Raw genomic sequence first — 16828 nt, 5'->3', positions numbered from 1 at the left:
CAACTCAGCCCCGCGCAGCACAGGGCTGCGCGGGGCTGCCTGCGGTCACGATGTGACAGGTTCCACGTGCTGTTCAGCAGGCTGCTGCACGGCCAGGGCCTGGCGCATCTGCTCGCAGCCCCACAGGACCCGCTCAGGCGTGGCTGGCGCGTCGATGTTGGGTTGCGCGCGGTAGTCGGCGATGCTGGCGACGGCGTCCTTGATCGCGCACCAGGCAGCGATACCGAGCATGAATGGCGGCTCGCCGACGGCCTTAGAATGGAACACGGTGTCTTCCGGGTTCTTGCGGTTCTCGACCAGCTTGACCCGCAGGTCCAGCGGCATGTCGGCCACTGCCGGGATCTTGTAGCTGGCCGGGCCGTTGGTAACCAGCTTGCCCTTGGCGTTCCACACCAACTCTTCGGTGGTCAGCCAGCCCATGCCCTGAATGAAGCCGCCTTCGACCTGACCGATGTCGATGGCCGGGTTCAGCGAGTCGCCGACGTCATGCAGGATATCGGCACGCAGCATTTTGTACTCGCCGGTCAGGGTGTCGACGATGACCTCGACGCAGGCTGCGCCGAAGGCGAAGTAGTAGAACGGCCGGCCGCGCGCCTGTGAGCGGTCGTAGAAGATCTTCGGCGTGCGGTAGAAGCCGGTAGTCGACAGCGACACCTGGGCAAAATAGGCCTGCTGCACCAGCGTCTCGAAGCTGATCAGTTCCTCACGCACGCGCACATGGCCGTTGCGGAATTCAACGTCTTCCTCGGTGACATTCCAGTGCCGGGCGGCAAACTCGACCAGGCGCTTCTTGAGGATCTCGGCCGCGTTCTGCGCCGCCTTGCCGTTCAGGTCGGCGCCACTGGATGCAGCGGTCGGTGAGGTATTGGGGACCTTGTCGGTATTGGTCGCCGTGATCTGAATGCGGTCGATCTCGACCTGGAACACCTGCGCAACCACCTGTGCAACCTTGGTGTTCAAACCCTGGCCCATCTCGGTGCCGCCATGGTTGAGGTGGATGCTGCCGTCGGTGTAGATGTGGATCAGTGCACCGGCCTGGTTGAGGAAGGTGGCGGTGAATGAGATGCCGAACTTGACCGGGGTCAGCGCCAGGCCTTTTTTCAATATCGGGCTGTGCTCGTTGAAGTGGCGGATCGACTTGCGCCGCTCGGCGTAGTCGCTGCTGGCCTCCAGTTCGGCGGTCATTTCCTCGATCAGGTTGTGTTCGACGGTCTGGTAGTAATGGGTGACGTTGCGCTCGGCCTTGCCGTAGTAGTTGACCTTGCGCACATCCAGCGGGTCACGGCCGAGCTGACGGGCAATGTGGTCCATCACCTGCTCGATGGCGACCATGCCTTGCGGCCCGCCGAAACCTCGGTAAGCGGTGTTGGAGGCGGTGTTGGTCTTGCAACGGTGGCCGTTGACGGTGGCGTCGCCAAGGTAATAGGCGTTGTCCGAGTGGAACATGGCGCGGTCGACGATCGAGCCGGACAGGTCAGGCGAGTAGCCGCAGTTGCCGGCGAGGTCGAACTGGATGCCGTGCAGGCGGCCGTCGTCATCGAAGCCGACGTCGTACTCGACGTAGAACGGGTGGCGCTTGCCGGTCATGGTCATGTCTTCGACCCGTGGCAGGCGCATCTTGGTCGGCTGGCCGGTCAGCCGCGCGATCACCGCGCACAGGCATGCCGGGCTGGCGGCCTGGGTTTCCTTGCCGCCGAAACCGCCACCCATGCGGCGCATGTCGAGGACGATCTTGTTCATCGGCACATCGAGCACTTCGGCGACCAATTTTTGCACTTCGGTCGGGTTCTGCGTCGAGCAGTACACGATCATGCCGCCGTCTTCGGTCGGCATCACCGAGGAGATTTGCGTTTCCAGGTAGAAGTGCTCTTGGCCACCGATATGCAAGGTCCCCTGCAAGCGGTGCGGGGCGCTGGCCAGGGCGGCAACCGAATCACCGCGCTGATGGGTATGGCTGTCGAGCACGAAGTGCTTGTCGCGCAGCGCCTGGACCACATCCAGCACCGGTTCGAGGTCTTCGTATTCGATGATCGCCGCCATCGCCGCACGGCGAGCGGTTTCCAGGTCGCGGGCAGCTACCGCCAGCACCGGTTGGCCGAAGAACTCGACCTTGTCGATCGCCAGCAATGGGTCGCCGGCGACCACCGGGCCGATGTCCTTGAGGCCGGGGATGTCTTCATGGGTGATGGCGATGCGTACGCCTTCGAAGGCGTAGCACGGCGCGGTATCGATACTCAGGATGCGCGCGTGGGCGCGGTCAGCTGTGCGCGCATACACATGCAACTGATTGGGGAATTCGAGGCGGTCATCGATATACACCGCTTCGCCGCTGACGTGTTTGTCGGCGCTGTCGTGCTTGACGCTGCGGCCGACACCGGTGGTCAGGTCCTGGCGGAACAGTTCGGCCATCTCGGCCTGGCTCTTGACGGCATGATGATTAGACATAGTCGGTCACCCGGGTTTCGATGTGCGGCGATTGCAGTTCGATGAAGTACTTGCGCAGCAGGTTCTGTGCGGTCAGCAGGCGGTATTCCTTGCTCGCGCGGAAGTCCGAGAGCGGGCTGAAGTCTTCGCCCAGCGCCTGGCAGGCACGTTCAAGGGTGGCCTGGTTCCACGGCTTGCCGCGCAGCGCGGCTTCACAGGCACGGGCGCGTTTGGGAATCGCTGCCATCCCGCCAAAGGCAATGCGCACGCCGCTGACCACACCGTTTTCGATGCTCAGGTTGAACGCTGCACAAACTGCCGAGATGTCGTCGTCCAGTCGCTTGGAGACCTTGTAGGCGCGGAACGTCCAGTCGTTGCTGGCCCGCGGCACGATGATCTTCTCGATGAACTCGCTGTCCTGGCGGGCCGTGATGCGGTAGTCGATGAAGTAGTCTTCCAGTGGCAGCACGCGCTGGCGCTGGCCCTGGCGCAGTACCACCTGGGCATCCAGGGCAATCAGCAGCGGCGGCGAATCACCGATGGGCGAGGCATTGCCGATGTTGCCGCCGAGGGTGCCCTGGTTGCGAATCTGCAATGACGCAAAGCGGTGCAGCAGGGCGCCAAAATCGGCGTACTCATCGCTGAGCGCGCCGTAGCAGTCGGTCAGCGGCGTCGCTGCGCCGATCTCCAGATGAGTGGCGGTCTTGTCGATGCGCTTGAGTTCGGCGACGTTGCCGACATAGATCATCACCGGCAAGGTCTTGTGGAACTGGGTCACTTCCAGCGCCAGGTCGGTGCCGCCGGCAAGCAGGCGCGCTTCTGGGTGCGAGCTGTACAGGTCGGCCAGGTCGGCAACGGTCAGCGGCACCAGACAGCGCTTGTCGCCGCTGTTCAGTTCGCCGGTTTCGGACGGGGCGATGGCCTTGAGGCGGGCGATGGTCTGCGCTTGTTGCGCATCGAACTGATCGCGGCACGGTGTGGCGCAGCTCTGTTCGGCAGCGGCGAGGATCGGCCGGTAGCCGGTGCAACGGCACAGGTTGCCGGCGAGGGCTTCCTGGGCCTGCTGGGTGTCGGCGCCGTTGCTGTTCTTCTGCAAGGCAAACAGCGACATGACAAAGCCGGGAGTGCAGAAGCCGCATTGCGAGCCGTGGCAGTCGGCCATGGCGTTTTGCACACTGTGCAGTTCGCCCTGATGCTTGAGGCCTTCGACGCTGATCAATTGTTTGCCGTGCAACGACGAAACGAAGGTCAGGCACGAGTTGAGGCTGCGGTAGCGCAGGCTCTGGCCGTCTTCTTCGAGCTCGCCGACCACCACTGTACAGGCGCCGCAGTCGCCACTGGCGCAGCCTTCCTTGGTGCCGGATTTGCCAAGGTGTTCGCGCAGGTACTGCAGCACGGTCATGTTCGGGTCCAGGGCGTGCTCATTACGCAGCTCCTGGTTTACGAGAAACTGGATCACGGGGAAGGCCTCGCAATGGTTTTATTGTTGTTCCGGCGGACTCTAAGCAGGCTTGATCGCCGGGTCAATGATTTTCTGACTCAAAGGTCAAGAAATCGCGCGCAGTGAGTCCGCACCGAACAGTGTGCCTTTTGTTAAGCATAGATCGCGCCTGATACCCACGGCCGCCTGCAACGAATAAAGCGCAGCGCACCTCTGCGCGACTGCCTGGCAAGTGCGCTACAATCCGCCGCTTGTGCCCAGTTCAATGATTTTGAAGGAAAACCATGACGTTCAAGGCGCCGGACAGTCTCTCCGAGCAGATTGCCCACCATCTGGCCGAGCGGATCATCCGCGGCGAGCTTGCCCCGGGTGAGCGGATCCAGGAGCAAAAGGTCACTCAGGCCCTGAACGTTAGCCGCGGCTCGGTACGCGAGGCGCTGTTGATCCTTGAGCGTCGCCATCTGGTGGCGATCCTGCCGCGGCGGGGCGCCCACGTGACCCGTCTTGACGAGCGCAGTGTGCGTAGCCTGTGTGCGCTGATGGGCGAGTTCTACATTCTGCTCGGCAACGCCGTTGCCCAGAAATGGCGCACCGATGCCGACCTGATGCCGTTTCTGGGCATTCAGCAGCGCTTGCAACAGGCCTACGCCGCCACCGACATCAAGACCTTCGTCGCCGAGAGTTTTGCAGTGATGCGCGCTGCGTATCCGTTCGCCGACAACCCGTACCTGCAGGAAACCGTCGAGAACCTGCAGCCCGCCATGAGCCGCGCCTATTACCTCGCGCTGGATCAGCGCCAGGCCAATATGCTCGACTACCTCGACCTGTTCGATCGCCTGCTCCAAGCCGTGGTTGCGCGCGACATTGCACGTATTCGCGAAGTGCTGGTTGCCTACTGCCAGCGCAGCTGCGAGCTGGTGCTGGCTGCGTTGGCACGGGTCTGATCGATGCGCTTGAAGTGCATTCGCCTGGCCGGGTTCAAGTCGTTCGTCGACCCGACCACGGTCAACTTCCCCAGCAACATGGCCGCCGTGGTCGGGCCCAATGGCTGTGGCAAGTCCAACATCATCGACGCGGTGCGCTGGGTGATGGGCGAAAGCTCGGCTAAAAACCTGCGCGGCGAGTCGATGACCGACGTCATCTTCAATGGCTCGACCAGCCGCAAGCCGGTCAGCCAGGCCAGTATCGAACTGGTGTTCGACAACAGCGACAACACCCTGGTCGGCGAGTACGCCGCCTATGCCGAGATCTCGATCCGGCGCAAAGTGACCCGCGACGCGCAGAATACCTACTACCTCAACGGCACCAAATGCCGTCGCCGCGACATTACCGATATCTTCCTCGGAACCGGGCTGGGCCCGCGCAGCTACTCGATCATCGAGCAGGGCATGATCTCCAAGCTGATCGAGGCCAAGCCAGAAGAGCTACGTAACTTCATCGAAGAAGCCGCCGGCATCTCCAAGTACAAGGAGCGCCGCCGCGAGACCGAAACCCGAATTCGCCGCACCCAGGAAAACCTCGCCCGCCTGACCGACCTGCGCGATGAGCTCGGGCGCCAGCTCGAGCGTTTGCATCGCCAGGCCCAGGCCGCAGAAAAGTATCGCGAGTACAAAGCTGAAGAGCGTCTGCTCAAGGCGCGCTTGTCGGCCCTGCGCTGGCGTGAGCTGGACCAGAAGGTGCAGCAACGCGGCGCCGTCATCGGCGATCAGGAAGTAGCCTTCGAGGCGCTGGTGGCCGAGCAGCGCAATGCCGATGCCAGCATCGAGCGCCTGCGCGACGGCCACCATGAATTGTCCGAACGCTTCAATCAGGTCCAGGGCCGCTTCTATTCGGTGGCCGGTGACATTGCCCGGGTCGAGCAGAGCATTCAGCACGGCCAGCAGCGCCTGCGCCAGTTGCAGGATGATCTCAAGGAAGCCGAGCGCACACGGCTGGAGACCGAGTCGCACCTGGGCCATGACCGCACCCTGCTGGCGACCCTCGGCGAAGAGCTGGAGCAGCTTGAGCCTGAGCAGGAGATGACCCTCGCCGCAGCCGAAGAAGCGGCTGCCGTGCTCGAAGAAGCCGAGTTGGGCATGCACGGCTGGCAGGAGCAGTGGGACAGTTTCAATACCCGCTCAGCGGAGCCGCGGCGCCAGGCCGAAGTCCAGCAGTCGCGCTTGCAGCAGCTGGAAACCAGCCTCGAGCGCTTGGCTGAACGCCAGCGCAAGCTGGCTGACGAGCGTGATCAGCTCAGCGCCGACCCGCAGGATGCAGCCATGCTCGAGTTGACCGAGCAGGTCGCCAGCAGTGAGCTGCTGCTGGAAGAACTGCAGCTCAGCGAGCAGGACGTGCTCGAACGCCTCGAAGCTGTGCGTGAGCAACTGCAGCAGCTCAACCAGAGCCATCAGCAGTTGCAGGGCGAGCAACAGCGTCTGGGCGGCCGGCTGGCGTCGCTGGAGGCGTTGCAGCAAGCCGCCCTGGAGCCGTCTGCCGGTGCTGGCGAGTGGCTGCGCGAGCAAGGTTTGCAACAGCGTCCGCGCCTGGCCGAGGGTTTGCGCGTCGAGGCAGGTTGGGAGCTGGCCGTCGAGACGGTGCTGGGTGCTGACTTGCAGGCAGTGCTGGTCGACGACTTCAGCCAGCTGGACTTTGCCACGCTGGAACAAGGTGATTTGCGCCTGTTGCTGGCGGCCGGCGAGGGCGCTCGGGTGCCCGGCAGCTTGCTCGACAAGGTCGAAGGGCGCACCGACCTCAGCCCTTGGCTGGGCCAGGTGCGTCCGGTCGAGACCCTTGAGCAGGCGCTGAGCCAGCGCCCAAGTCTGCTGGCTGGCGAAAGCCTGGTCAGCCGCGATGGCTACTGGGTGGGCCGGCATTTCCTGCGCGTCAGCCGCGGCAGCGAAGCGCAAGGCGGCGTGCTCGCCCGCGCGCAGGAGATCGAACAGCTAGCCGAGCAGCAACTGCAGCAACAGGAGCAGCTGGACCAGTTCGAGCAGCGCCTGCACAGCCAGCGCGAGCAACAGCGTGACCTTGAAGAGCAGCGCGAACAACTGCGCCGCCGTAGCCAGGACGAAAACCGTCAGCACGGTGAGCTCAAGGCGCGTTTGTCTGCCGGTCGCGCCCGCGCCGAGCAGCTTGAGCTGCGTCGCCGCCGCCTTGAAGAAGAATTAAGCGAGCTCGGTGAGCAGCGCGCCATCGAGCACGAACAGCTCGGCGAGGCGCGGCTGATCCTGCAAGAGGCCCTTGACCTGATGGCCGAGGACACCGAGCAGCGCGAACAATTGCTGGCCCGCCGCGACACCCTGCGCGAAGGCCTCGACCGCATCCGCCAGGAAGCCCGCCAGCACAAGGACCACGCCCACCAGTTGGCCGTGCGCCTGGGCTCGCTGCGCGCCCAGCATGATTCCACCCGGCAGGCGCTGGAGCGGCTGGAGCAGCAAGCCGAGCGCCTGAGCGAGCGCCAGGAGCAGTTGAGCCTGAATCTGGAAGAAGGCGAAGCGCCGCAGGAAGAGCTGCGCCTGAAACTTGAAGAGCTGCTCGAACGGCGCATGAGCGTCGATGAAGAAATGCGCCTGGCCCGGCTGCACATGGACGACGCCGACCGCGAACTGCGCGACGCCGAAAAACGCCGCACCCAGGCCGAGCAGCAGTCGCTTTTGCTGCGCGGTCAGCTGGAGCAGTCACGGCTTGAATCGCAAGGCCTGAACCTGCGCCGCAGCACCTTGCAAGAACAACTGCTGGCCGACGGTTTTGACCTGCAAGGCGTGCTTGCCACGCTCGATCCCGAGGCCAGCGAAGCGACCACCGAACAGCAGCTCGAACAAATCGAAGGGCGTATTCAGCGCCTGGGTGCGATCAACCTGGCAGCCATCGAAGAGTACGAGCAGCAGTCCGAGCGCAAACGCTATCTGGATGCGCAGGACGCCGACCTGGTCGAAGCGCTCGAGACCCTGGAAAACGTCATCCGCAAGATCGACAAGGAAACCCGCACCCGCTTCAAGGATACCTTTGATCAGATAAATGCCGGTTTGCAGGCACTTTTTCCAAAAGTTTTCGGCGGTGGCAGCGCTTACTTGGAACTGACGGGCGAAGATTTACTCGATACTGGGGTGACAATCATGGCGCGCCCGCCTGGCAAGAAAAACAGCACCATCCATTTGTTGTCGGGTGGCGAGAAAGCCTTGACTGCGCTGGCGCTGGTGTTCGCTATCTTCAAACTCAACCCGGCACCGTTCTGCATGCTCGACGAAGTCGATGCGCCGCTGGACGATGCCAACGTCGGGCGGTACGCCCGGTTGGTCAAGGAAATGAGCGAGACCGTGCAGTTCATCTACATCACCCACAACAAGATCGCCATGGAGATGGCCGATCAACTGATGGGGGTGACGATGCACGAGCCAGGCTGTTCACGTCTTGTTGCAGTTGATGTAGAGGCGGCAATGGCCATGGTAGACGCCTGATAAGCGACGCTGAGGCGTTTTCAGCAGCTAAAACGTCTGTCATGTGTGACAGACGGTGTAAAGTTGTCTTTGGTCGTGCTAGCTTTACCGTCACGTGTATTCTGCGTGGGTAAAACGCCTGTCAGAACATAGAGTTGGCGCCACGTGTTAAAGGGCTTTGAACCCTTTGTTTTCAAGCATATTTTTTATAGAGGCACGGGATTAAATGGAAATCGGTCTGCGCGAGTGGCTGATCGTCATCGGCATCATTGTCATCGCCGGTATTCTTTTCGACGGCTGGCGTCGCATGCGTGGTGGCAAAGGCAAGTTGAAATTCCGTCTCGATCGCAGCTACTCCAATGTTGCGGACGAAGAAGGCGGCGCGGAAGTGCTCGGCCCGGCACGCGTGCTGGAAGGCCAGCACAAAGAGCCCGAGCTGGATGAAACCGACCTGCCGTCGATGAGCGCAGGGCGTGAGCGCGAGCGCGAAGCCAAACCCGTCAAGGCCGCCAAGCGCGGCAAGCGCAACAGCGAGCCGCAGCAGGGCGATCTGAGCCTGGCGGCCGAGCCGCGTGAGCCCGACCTGTTCGCCGAGCCTGACAACGCCTACGAGACTGACAACAACCGCAGCAGCGGTTTCTCCTCGAGCTCGTCCAGCAGCAGCGTCAAGGAGCTGCCACCGGCTGAAGAAGTGCTGGTGATCAGCGTGATCTCCCGTGACGAAACCGGCTTCCGCGGCCCGGCCCTGTTGCAGAACATTCTCGAGAGCGGTCTGCGCTTTGGCGAAATGGACATCTTCCACCGTCACGAGAGCATGGCCGGCCACGGCGAAGTGCTGTTCTCGATGGCCAACGCGGTCAAGCCAGGGGTGTTTGACCTGGATGACATCGACCATTTCAGCACCCGTGCGGTGAGCTTCTTCCTCGGCTTGCCAGGCCCGCGCCATCCCAAGCAGGCGTTCGACGTGATGGTCGCTGCTGCGCGCAAGCTGGCCCATGAGCTCGATGGCGAACTCAAGGATGACCAGCGTAGCGTGTTGACGGCGCAGACCATCGAGCATTATCGCCAGCGCATCGTTGAGTTCGAGCGTCGCGCGCTGACTCAGAAACGTTGATTTAACTGTGCGGGCAGGGTCGATAGTGATCCTGCCCGCAGTGATTTTTGCGCTAGAGCAGCTTTGGGGTTGAGTGGGGCAGGCGAGTGCGGCGGTGCCTGGATTGGGGCTGCGGCGCAGCCCTTTCGCGACACAAGGCCGCTCCTACATGGATCCCGTTGCCGTTGAGGTCAGTGCGGTCCCCGCCGCTCTTTAGGCATGCGCGGTCCCCTGTAGGAGCGGCCTTGTGTCGCGAAAGGGCCGCATAGCGGCCCCCCATCCGCCAAACCCACCCAAAGCCGCTCTTGTGCCCAGCAAGAGACCCCCCCATGACCGCCGAAACCCGCATCCATCAGCTGCGCGCCGAACTCGACCAGCACAACTACCGCTACTACGTCCTCGACGAGCCAAGCATCCCCGACGCCGAATACGACCGCCTGTTCAACGAACTCAAAGCCCTCGAAGCCGAACACCCGCACTTGGTCACCCCTGACTCGCCAACCCAGCGCGTCGGCGGCAGTGCCCTGGCGGCTTTCAGCCAGATCCGCCACGAAGTGCCCATGCTCAGCCTGGGCAACGCCTTCGAAGAGGCCGACCTGCGCGAATTCGATCGCCGCGTGGTCGACGGCCTCGATCAGCCCGGCGCCGTCGACTACAGCTGCGAGCCCAAGCTCGACGGCCTTGCGGTTAGCCTGCTGTACCGCGATGGCCAGTTGGTGCAAGGTGCCACCCGTGGCGACGGCACCACCGGCGAAGACATCAGCAGCAACGTGCGCACCGTACGCAACATCCCGCTCAAGCTGCAGGGCAGCGGCTGGCCAGCGGTGCTCGAAGTGCGCGGTGAAGTGTTCATGAGCAAGGCCGGCTTCGACCGCCTCAACGCCAGCCAGGCTGCCATTGGCGGCAAGACCTTCGCCAATCCGCGCAACGCCGCCGCCGGCAGTCTGCGCCAGCTGGACTCGAAGATCACCGCCAGCCGCCCGCTGGAATTCTGCTGCTATGGCGTTGGGCAAACTTCCGAAAGCATCGCCGACAGCCACATCGACACCCTCGAGAAGCTCAAGACCTGGGGCATGCCGATCAGTCGCGAGCTCAAGCACGCCGCTGGTATTGAGGAATGCCTGGCCTACTACCAGGACATCGGCGCTCGCCGCAACGAGCTGGCCTACGAGATCGATGGCGTGGTGTTCAAGGTCAACAGCCTGGCCGCACAGCGCGAGCTGGGCTTCCGTGCACGCGAGCCGCGCTGGGCGATCGCCCATAAATTCCCGGCCATGGAAGAGCTGACCGAAGTGCTCGACGTCGAGTTTCAGGTCGGTCGTACCGGCGCAGTCACGCCTGTCGCGCGCCTGAAGCCGGTCAAGGTCGCCGGCGTCACCGTATCCAATGCCACCCTGCACAACATGGACGAAGTCGCCCGGCTCGGCGTGCATATCGGCGACACGGTGATCATCCGTCGCGCTGGCGACGTCATCCCGCAAGTCATGCAGGTGGTGCTCGAGCGCCGCCCGGCTGACGCCCGTCCGGTGCCGGTGCCGAGTGAATGCCCGGTGTGCGGCTCGCAGGTCGAGCGTACCCAGTTGATCAAGCGCAGCAAAGGCAAAGAGACCACCAGCGAAGGTGCGGTCTACCGCTGCGTTGGCCGCCTGGCCTGCGCCGCGCAGTTGAAGCAGGCGATCATCCACTACGTCTCGCGCCGCGCCATGGACATCGATGGTCTAGGCGAGAAAAGCGTCGAGCAGTTGGTCGATGAGGGGCTGATCCGCTCGCCGGCTGACCTGTACAAGCTGACTTTCGAGCAGATCGTCGACCTCGAAGGCTTTGCCGAGGTTTCCAGCAACAAACTGCTTGAGGCCATCAACAACAGCAAACGACCAAACCTGGCGCGCTTCATCTACGCCCTCGGCATCCCCGATGTCGGCGAAGAGACCGCCAAGGTCCTCGCGCGCTCGCTGGGCAGCCTGGCGCGGGTGCAGGAGGCGCTGCCGCAGGTGCTCACCTACCTGCCCGATATCGGCCTGGAAGTCGCCCACGAGATCCACAACTTCTTTGAAGACCAGCACAACCGCGACGTCATCCAGCAGTTGCTCGACAGCGGCATGCAATTGCAGGAGGAGGGCGAGCTGGCCCCCGAGTTCGCCGCCAGCACTACCCTCGCCGGGCTGATCACCAAGCTCGACATCGCTTCGGTCGGCCCGACTGGCGCCGAGAAGCTGGTAGCCAAGCTCGGCAGCCTCGAGCAGATCATCCAGGCCGACGGCATCGACCTGCGTCAGGCCCTGGCGGCCAAGCAAGCCGAAGCCGTGCGCGAGTTCTTCAAGGTCGAGGCCAACCAACAGCTGGCACGCGCTATCGAAGCGCAGCTGCTGAAGTTCGGCATGCACTGGGCCAGCGACAAGCGCGTGGTCGAAGGCCTGCCCCTGGCCGGGCAGACCTGGGTGCTTACCGGCAGCCTCGAGCGCATGAGCCGCGACATCGCCAAGGACAAGCTCGAACAGCTCGGCGCCAAGGTCGCCGGTTCGGTCTCTGGCAAGACCCACTGCGTCGTCGCCGGCCCCGGCGCCGGCTCGAAGCTGGCCAAAGCCAGCGAACTCGGGGTCAAGGTGCTCGATGAAGACGCCTTTGTCGGCTTTTTGGCCGGCCACGGCATCGACATCTGACTGCCTCGCGGGACAAGTCATTGAGAAATGATGATTTTTTCTTGATGCAGAGGTTGTAACTTCGTCCCAGAGCGGTACAATGGCGCGGCTTGTCACATGGCAAGTCGCGTTATGGTGGCCCTATCGGTCCCTCCGCATTGATTACCCGTTGACCTGGTCAGATCCGGAAGGAAGCAGCCAAGGCGGGGACATTGAGTGCCGGGGTGTGGCTGGTGGGGCTGCCTCCATTTCAGGGGTCGGAAAATTTTTCGGCGCGCCTGCTCCAGCATCTCCCTTCGCTGTCCAACCCAACTCCCCTCAGTTATTCGAGCGCCGCTCGCGTACGCGTACCCCCGCAGCCGCAACCTTCATCAACCGCTGAAACGTCGGACACGCCAGATGATCGTCCTCAGGGCACGCCGCCGCATGCCGCAGCCCTTTGCTCATGGCCTGCAAGCGTTTGACCTGTTCATCGATTTCGTCCGCCTTGGCCCTGAGCATGTCGCGATCGACCTGCAGGTCTACCAGCATCGCCCGCACTTCACTCAATGAAAACCCTGCTGCCTGCCCAAGCGCGATCAGGGCCAGGCGATCGGCTACGTCTGCGGAAAACTGGCGACGTTGGCCGGGGCTGCTAAGTGACTCGAGCAAGCCAGTCTTGGCGTAGTAGCGCAGGGTCGAGGCGGGTACTCCGGTGCGCTTGGCGACATCGGCGATGTCCATGATTGCTCCCTTGACTTGAAGTTGACTTCAACTTCTATGCTGCGCGGCATTGGGGTTTTTCGTCAATCTGCGAGGGTGTATTCATGGGCGTTACGGTTTTATTGATTTCCACGCTGGTGGTCGGCATCGGCGCCACGTTGGTGATGGATGCGTGGGCGATGGTGCTGCGCCGCCTGGGGGTGACAACGCTGAACTACGCCATGCTCGGGCGCTGGGCGGGGCACCTGCTGCGGGGCAGGGTGCACCATGCAGCTATCGCCAAGGCGGAGCCGATCAGGCACGAGCGGGTGTTGGGTTGGGCGTTGCATTACGCGATTGGCCTGTTCTTCGCCGCCGCGTTGCTGGCACTGCAAGGGGCCGACTGGCTGCACGCGCCGACGCTGCTGCCAGCGCTGACCTTTGGGCTGTGTACCGTTGTGGCGCCGCTGTGCATTCTACAGCCGGCGATGGGGGCGGGCTGGTTTGCCAGCAAGACGCCAGCGCCGCTGCGCAACAGCCTGCGCAGTGTGGCCACGCACCTGGTGTTCGGCAGCGGCTTGTATGCCACGGCGTTGCTGCTTTCACTGGTGTGAGCCGATCACCATCGGCGCTGGCGAAGTGGGCGCGGCGTAGTGCTGAACAATGCGGTCCATCTCGCCGGACTGCTTGATCCGCACCAGCGCCCTGAGCAGCGCCTGGGTCGGGCGCGACGGGTCGCTGCGGACCACGCAACCGAGGTTTTGCTCTTCCAGCAGCGCGCGGCTCTGCAATTGCGCTTCGGCTGGCAGTTGGCGGTTGAACCACTGCAGCGATAACTCATTGCTCACTGCGTACTGGTAGCGCCCGGCCTGTAGTTTCTGCAGGGCCAGTTGTTGGCTACGGCTGTCTTCGCGGTGCAATTGTCCTCGGCTGAACAGGGGTTGCAGGGTTGGGTAGCTATAGCCGAGGACCGTACCAATGGCTTGAGCCGGCAGGCGCGAGGCATCCACGGGGTCGAGCAGGCCGGCGCGGCTCACCAGCAGATCGCGCTGGACCATCAGCGGCACGCTCCAGATGTACTCGCCTGGGCGCTCGATCAACCAATTGGTTGCGAGGTGGCAGCGCACGTCGACATCGCCGTCCTCCATGGCTTGCTGCATGCGCAGGCGGGCCAACACGTGGTACTCAGGCCGCACCCCGGCTTCGCGCGCGGCAGACTGCATCAAGTCATAAAGAATGCCTTCGACCGGCTGACCCTGCTCTATGCGGATCAGCGGCATGCTCCAGCTCTCGGCAATGGCGAAGCGCAGCACCGGTTGCTCGGCCCAGCTGGGCGTGGCGCATAACATCAGGCTGGCCAGTAGTCGGCGCACGTGTATTCCTCCTTGATCTGCGTCGAACCGTGCATGGCTTAGCGTAGACGAGATTGGCCGGGTGCAATTTCGGCCCCGCTCCGCTAGCATTAGCGATCTTCCGCTGGTTCAGTTTGCGATGGTTTTTGATGAGTTATCAGGTTCTTGCACGTAAGTGGCGTCCGCGCTCGTTCCGCGAAATGGTCGGCCAGACCCATGTGCTCAAGGCATTGATCAATGCGCTGGACAACCAGCGGCTGCATCACGCCTACCTGTTTACCGGTACCCGCGGGGTCGGCAAGACCACCATCGCGCGGATCATCGCCAAGTGCCTGAACTGCGAAACCGGCATCACCTCGACGCCCTGTGGCACCTGCTCGGTGTGCCGGGAGATCGACGAGGGGCGCTTCGTCGACCTGATCGAGATCGACGCTGCCAGCCGAACCAAGGTCGAAGACACCCGCGAGCTGCTCGACAATGTGCAGTACGCACCGAGCCGTGGCCGCTTCAAGGTCTACCTGATCGACGAAGTGCACATGCTCTCGACGCACTCGTTCAACGCCTTGCTGAAGACGCTGGAAGAGCCGCCGCCCTACGTCAAGTTCATCCTCGCCACCACCGACCCGCAAAAGCTGCCGGCCACCATCCTCTCGCGCTGCTTGCAGTTCTCGTTGAAGAACATGAGCCCGGAGCGGGTGGTAGAGCACCTGAATCACGTGCTGACTGCCGAGAACGTGCCGTTCGAGAATGACGCATTGTGGCTGCTCGGGCGCGCTGCCGATGGCTCGATGCGCGACGCCATGAGCCTGACCGATCAGGCCATCGCCTTTGGCGAAGGCCAGGTACTGGCCGCCGATGTGCGGGCGATGCTCGGCACACTTGACCACGGCCAGGTGTACGGCGTGTTGCAGGCCTTGCTCGAAGGCGATGCGCGAGCGCTGCTGGAGGCGGTGCGCGATTTGGCCGAGCAAGGCCCGGACTGGTCCGGCGTGCTCGCCGAGATGCTCAACGTGCTGCACCGCGTGGCCATCGCCCAGGCACTGCCCGAGGCGGTCGACAATGGTCAGGGCGACCGTGATCGAGTCCTGGCGCTGGCGTCGGCGCTGCCTGCCGAGGACGTGCAGTTCTACTATCAGATGGGTTTGATCGGCCGGCGCGACTTGCCGCTGGCACCAGACCCGCGCGGCGGTTTCGAAATGGTCCTGCTGCGCATGTTGGCATTCCGCCCGGCGGACAACGATGACGCGCCGAGACCGCAGCTAAAGCCAGTGGGGATCAGCCAGGCCACAGCTGATTCAGCAAAAGCGGTGGCAGCGGCAGCGCCCGTCAGCGCGGTTGCAGAGGTGCCGGCCCCGGCTGCGCCGGTGGCCCCAGCGGTTGCCGAACCAGTAGTCGCGGAGCCTGTTGCGGAACCAGAGCCAGAACCAGAACCTGCTGCGCCAGCGCCAGTTGCCGAGCAAGCCATCGACCTGCCATGGGAAGAGCAGGCAGCGCCTGTCGCTCCGCCGAAGCCACCTGCGCCTGAGCCGCCAGCCAAGCCCGAGCCGCAACCCGAAGCACAGCACGCGCCGTCACGTGACGACGCGCCGCCGTTTGACCCGGCTGCCTACGATGGCGTCGGTATGGAACGTGACGACGAGCCGCCGCTGGACGAGGACTATTATGCCGGCGAGGCCGACCCGGTTGGTTTCAGCTACCTCGACGAACTCGCCGAGCACGTTCAGGAAGACCAGCAGGCGCCGCCGCCCGAGCCGCTGCCAGCCTCCAAGCCGGCAACTGGGCTGGCCCTGCAATGGTTGGAATTATGCCCACAGTTGCCTGTATCGGGGATGACAGGCAACATCGCCGCAAACTGTACGTTGATTGCCGTCGACGGCGATAACTGGCTGCTGCACCTTGACCCGGCGCAGGGCGCGCTGTTCAACTCGACCCAGCAGCGGCGTTTGAACGACGCGCTCAACCAGCACCTCGGGCGCACCCTGCAGCTGAGCATCGAGCTGATTCGCCCGGAGCAGGAAACCCCGGCCCAGGCCGCAGCGCGCAAGCGTTCCGAGCGTCAGCACGATGCCGAAGTGTCGATCGAGCAGGATCCGCTCATCCAGCAGATGATCCGCCAGTTTGGCGCGACCGTGCGGCAGGATACTATTGAGCCCGTAGAGCCTCTGGTCAGCCAGGGGCAATAAACCGATATCCATGCGGCCGGCACTGCGCCAGGCCGCATCATATGAACCAATCGAGGTATACCCCCATGATGAAAGGTGGCATGGCAGGCCTGATGAAGCAGGCTCAGCAAATGCAGGAAAAAATGGCCAAGATGCAGGAAGAGCTGGCCAGCGCCGAAGTCACTGGTCAGTCCGGCGCCGGCCTGGTCAGTGTGGTCATGACCGGCCGTCATGACGTCAAGCGCATCAGCCTCGACGACAGCCTGATGCAGGAAGACAAGGAAGTCCTCGAAGACCTGATCGCTGCCGCCGTCAACGACGCCGTGCGCAAAGTCGAGCAGAACAGCCAGGACAAGATGGGCGGCATGACCGCTGGCATGCAACTGCCGCCAGGCTTCAAGATGCCTTTCTAAGGCATTGGCTTTCCTGCAGGACAAAACGCCCGTTGATCGGGCGTTTTTTTTTGCGCTGGGTAAACCCTGGCCAGTAACCGCAGCCGACCGAACCCGCAGGCGCGGTCGAGGGTCAACCACAACACAGGTAGGCCTTGTCGGTATCGGCTGTAGCTGATTTGACGCTGCCTGCCGTGGCCGGTATAAACCGCCTCTTAATTTGTATTGT

The 16828-nt window shown here is 63.2% G+C and carries 11 protein-coding genes and 1 other RNA gene; 8 read left to right on the top strand and 4 right to left on the bottom strand.

Features of this window, described 5'->3' with window-relative positions; all coding sequences use genetic code 11:
- Positions 1-45 precede the first annotated feature (45 nt).
- Together xdhB and xdhA are read right to left on the bottom strand one after the other, a co-directional pair.
- Positions 46-2445, bottom strand: a complete 2400-nt coding sequence (xdhB, locus tag AC58X1_RS20935; protein ID WP_497429406.1) for a xanthine dehydrogenase molybdopterin binding subunit — start codon at positions 2443-2445, stop codon at positions 46-48.
- Positions 2438-3883, bottom strand: a complete 1446-nt coding sequence (gene xdhA, locus AC58X1_RS20930; RefSeq protein WP_497429405.1) for a xanthine dehydrogenase small subunit — start codon at positions 3881-3883, stop codon at positions 2438-2440. Before xdhA ends, xdhB begins: the two co-directional genes overlap by 8 nt.
- A 266-nt stretch (positions 3884-4149) precedes the next feature.
- Here xdhA and AC58X1_RS20925 point away from each other — a divergent pair, with 266 nt between their 5' ends.
- From AC58X1_RS20925 to ffs, 5 genes are all read left to right on the top strand, one after another.
- On the top strand, positions 4150-4809 hold the full coding sequence (locus AC58X1_RS20925; RefSeq protein ID WP_101318020.1) for a GntR family transcriptional regulator: 660 nt from the start codon (positions 4150-4152) through the stop codon (positions 4807-4809).
- A gap of 3 nt (positions 4810-4812) precedes the next feature.
- On the top strand, positions 4813-8301 hold the full coding sequence (smc, locus tag AC58X1_RS20920) for a chromosome segregation protein SMC (RefSeq protein ID WP_497429404.1): 3489 nt from the start codon (positions 4813-4815) through the stop codon (positions 8299-8301).
- A 205-nt stretch (positions 8302-8506) separates the two neighbouring features.
- Positions 8507-9394, top strand: coding sequence for a cell division protein ZipA (gene zipA / locus AC58X1_RS20915; protein WP_150569729.1), 888 nt, complete (start codon positions 8507-8509; stop codon positions 9392-9394).
- A 308-nt stretch (positions 9395-9702) separates the two neighbouring features.
- Positions 9703-12033: an NAD-dependent DNA ligase LigA gene (ligA, locus tag AC58X1_RS20910; protein ID WP_497429403.1), complete on the top strand. Its 2331-nt coding sequence runs from the start codon at positions 9703-9705 to the stop codon at positions 12031-12033.
- A 121-nt stretch (positions 12034-12154) separates the two neighbouring features.
- An RNA gene (gene ffs / locus AC58X1_RS20905) (signal recognition particle sRNA small type) lies at positions 12155-12251 on the top strand.
- A 79-nt stretch (positions 12252-12330) separates the two neighbouring features.
- Here ffs and AC58X1_RS20900 read toward each other — a convergent pair.
- Complete coding sequence (locus tag AC58X1_RS20900; protein WP_497429402.1) at positions 12331-12735, bottom strand: helix-turn-helix domain-containing protein; 405 nt, start codon at positions 12733-12735, stop codon at positions 12331-12333.
- Positions 12736-12818: 83 nt separating this feature from the next.
- Between AC58X1_RS20900 and AC58X1_RS20895 the strand changes: the two genes are divergently transcribed.
- Positions 12819-13307: a DUF2938 domain-containing protein gene (locus tag AC58X1_RS20895; RefSeq protein ID WP_181107634.1), complete on the top strand. Its 489-nt coding sequence runs from the start codon at positions 12819-12821 to the stop codon at positions 13305-13307.
- On the opposite strand, the gene AC58X1_RS20890 is transcribed toward AC58X1_RS20895, so the two are convergent.
- The gene (locus AC58X1_RS20890) at positions 13296-14066 is read right to left on the bottom strand and encodes a substrate-binding periplasmic protein (RefSeq protein ID WP_497429401.1); all 771 of its coding nucleotides are present in this window, start codon (positions 14064-14066) and stop codon (positions 13296-13298) included. The genes AC58X1_RS20895 and AC58X1_RS20890 overlap by 12 nt on opposite strands.
- A gap of 128 nt (positions 14067-14194) precedes the next feature.
- Between AC58X1_RS20890 and dnaX the strand changes: the two genes are divergently transcribed.
- Together dnaX and AC58X1_RS20880 are read left to right on the top strand one after the other, a co-directional pair.
- Positions 14195-16228, top strand: coding sequence for a DNA polymerase III subunit gamma/tau (gene dnaX / locus AC58X1_RS20885; protein WP_497429400.1), 2034 nt, complete (start codon positions 14195-14197; stop codon positions 16226-16228).
- Between the two features lie 65 nt (positions 16229-16293).
- Positions 16294-16620: a YbaB/EbfC family nucleoid-associated protein gene (locus AC58X1_RS20880; protein WP_101318032.1), complete on the top strand. Its 327-nt coding sequence runs from the start codon at positions 16294-16296 to the stop codon at positions 16618-16620.
- Positions 16621-16828 lie beyond the last annotated feature (208 nt).

It is taken from the genome of Pseudomonas sp. PGPR N4, assembly GCF_059693665.1.
This window is presented reverse-complemented; position numbering and strand designations above follow the sequence as displayed.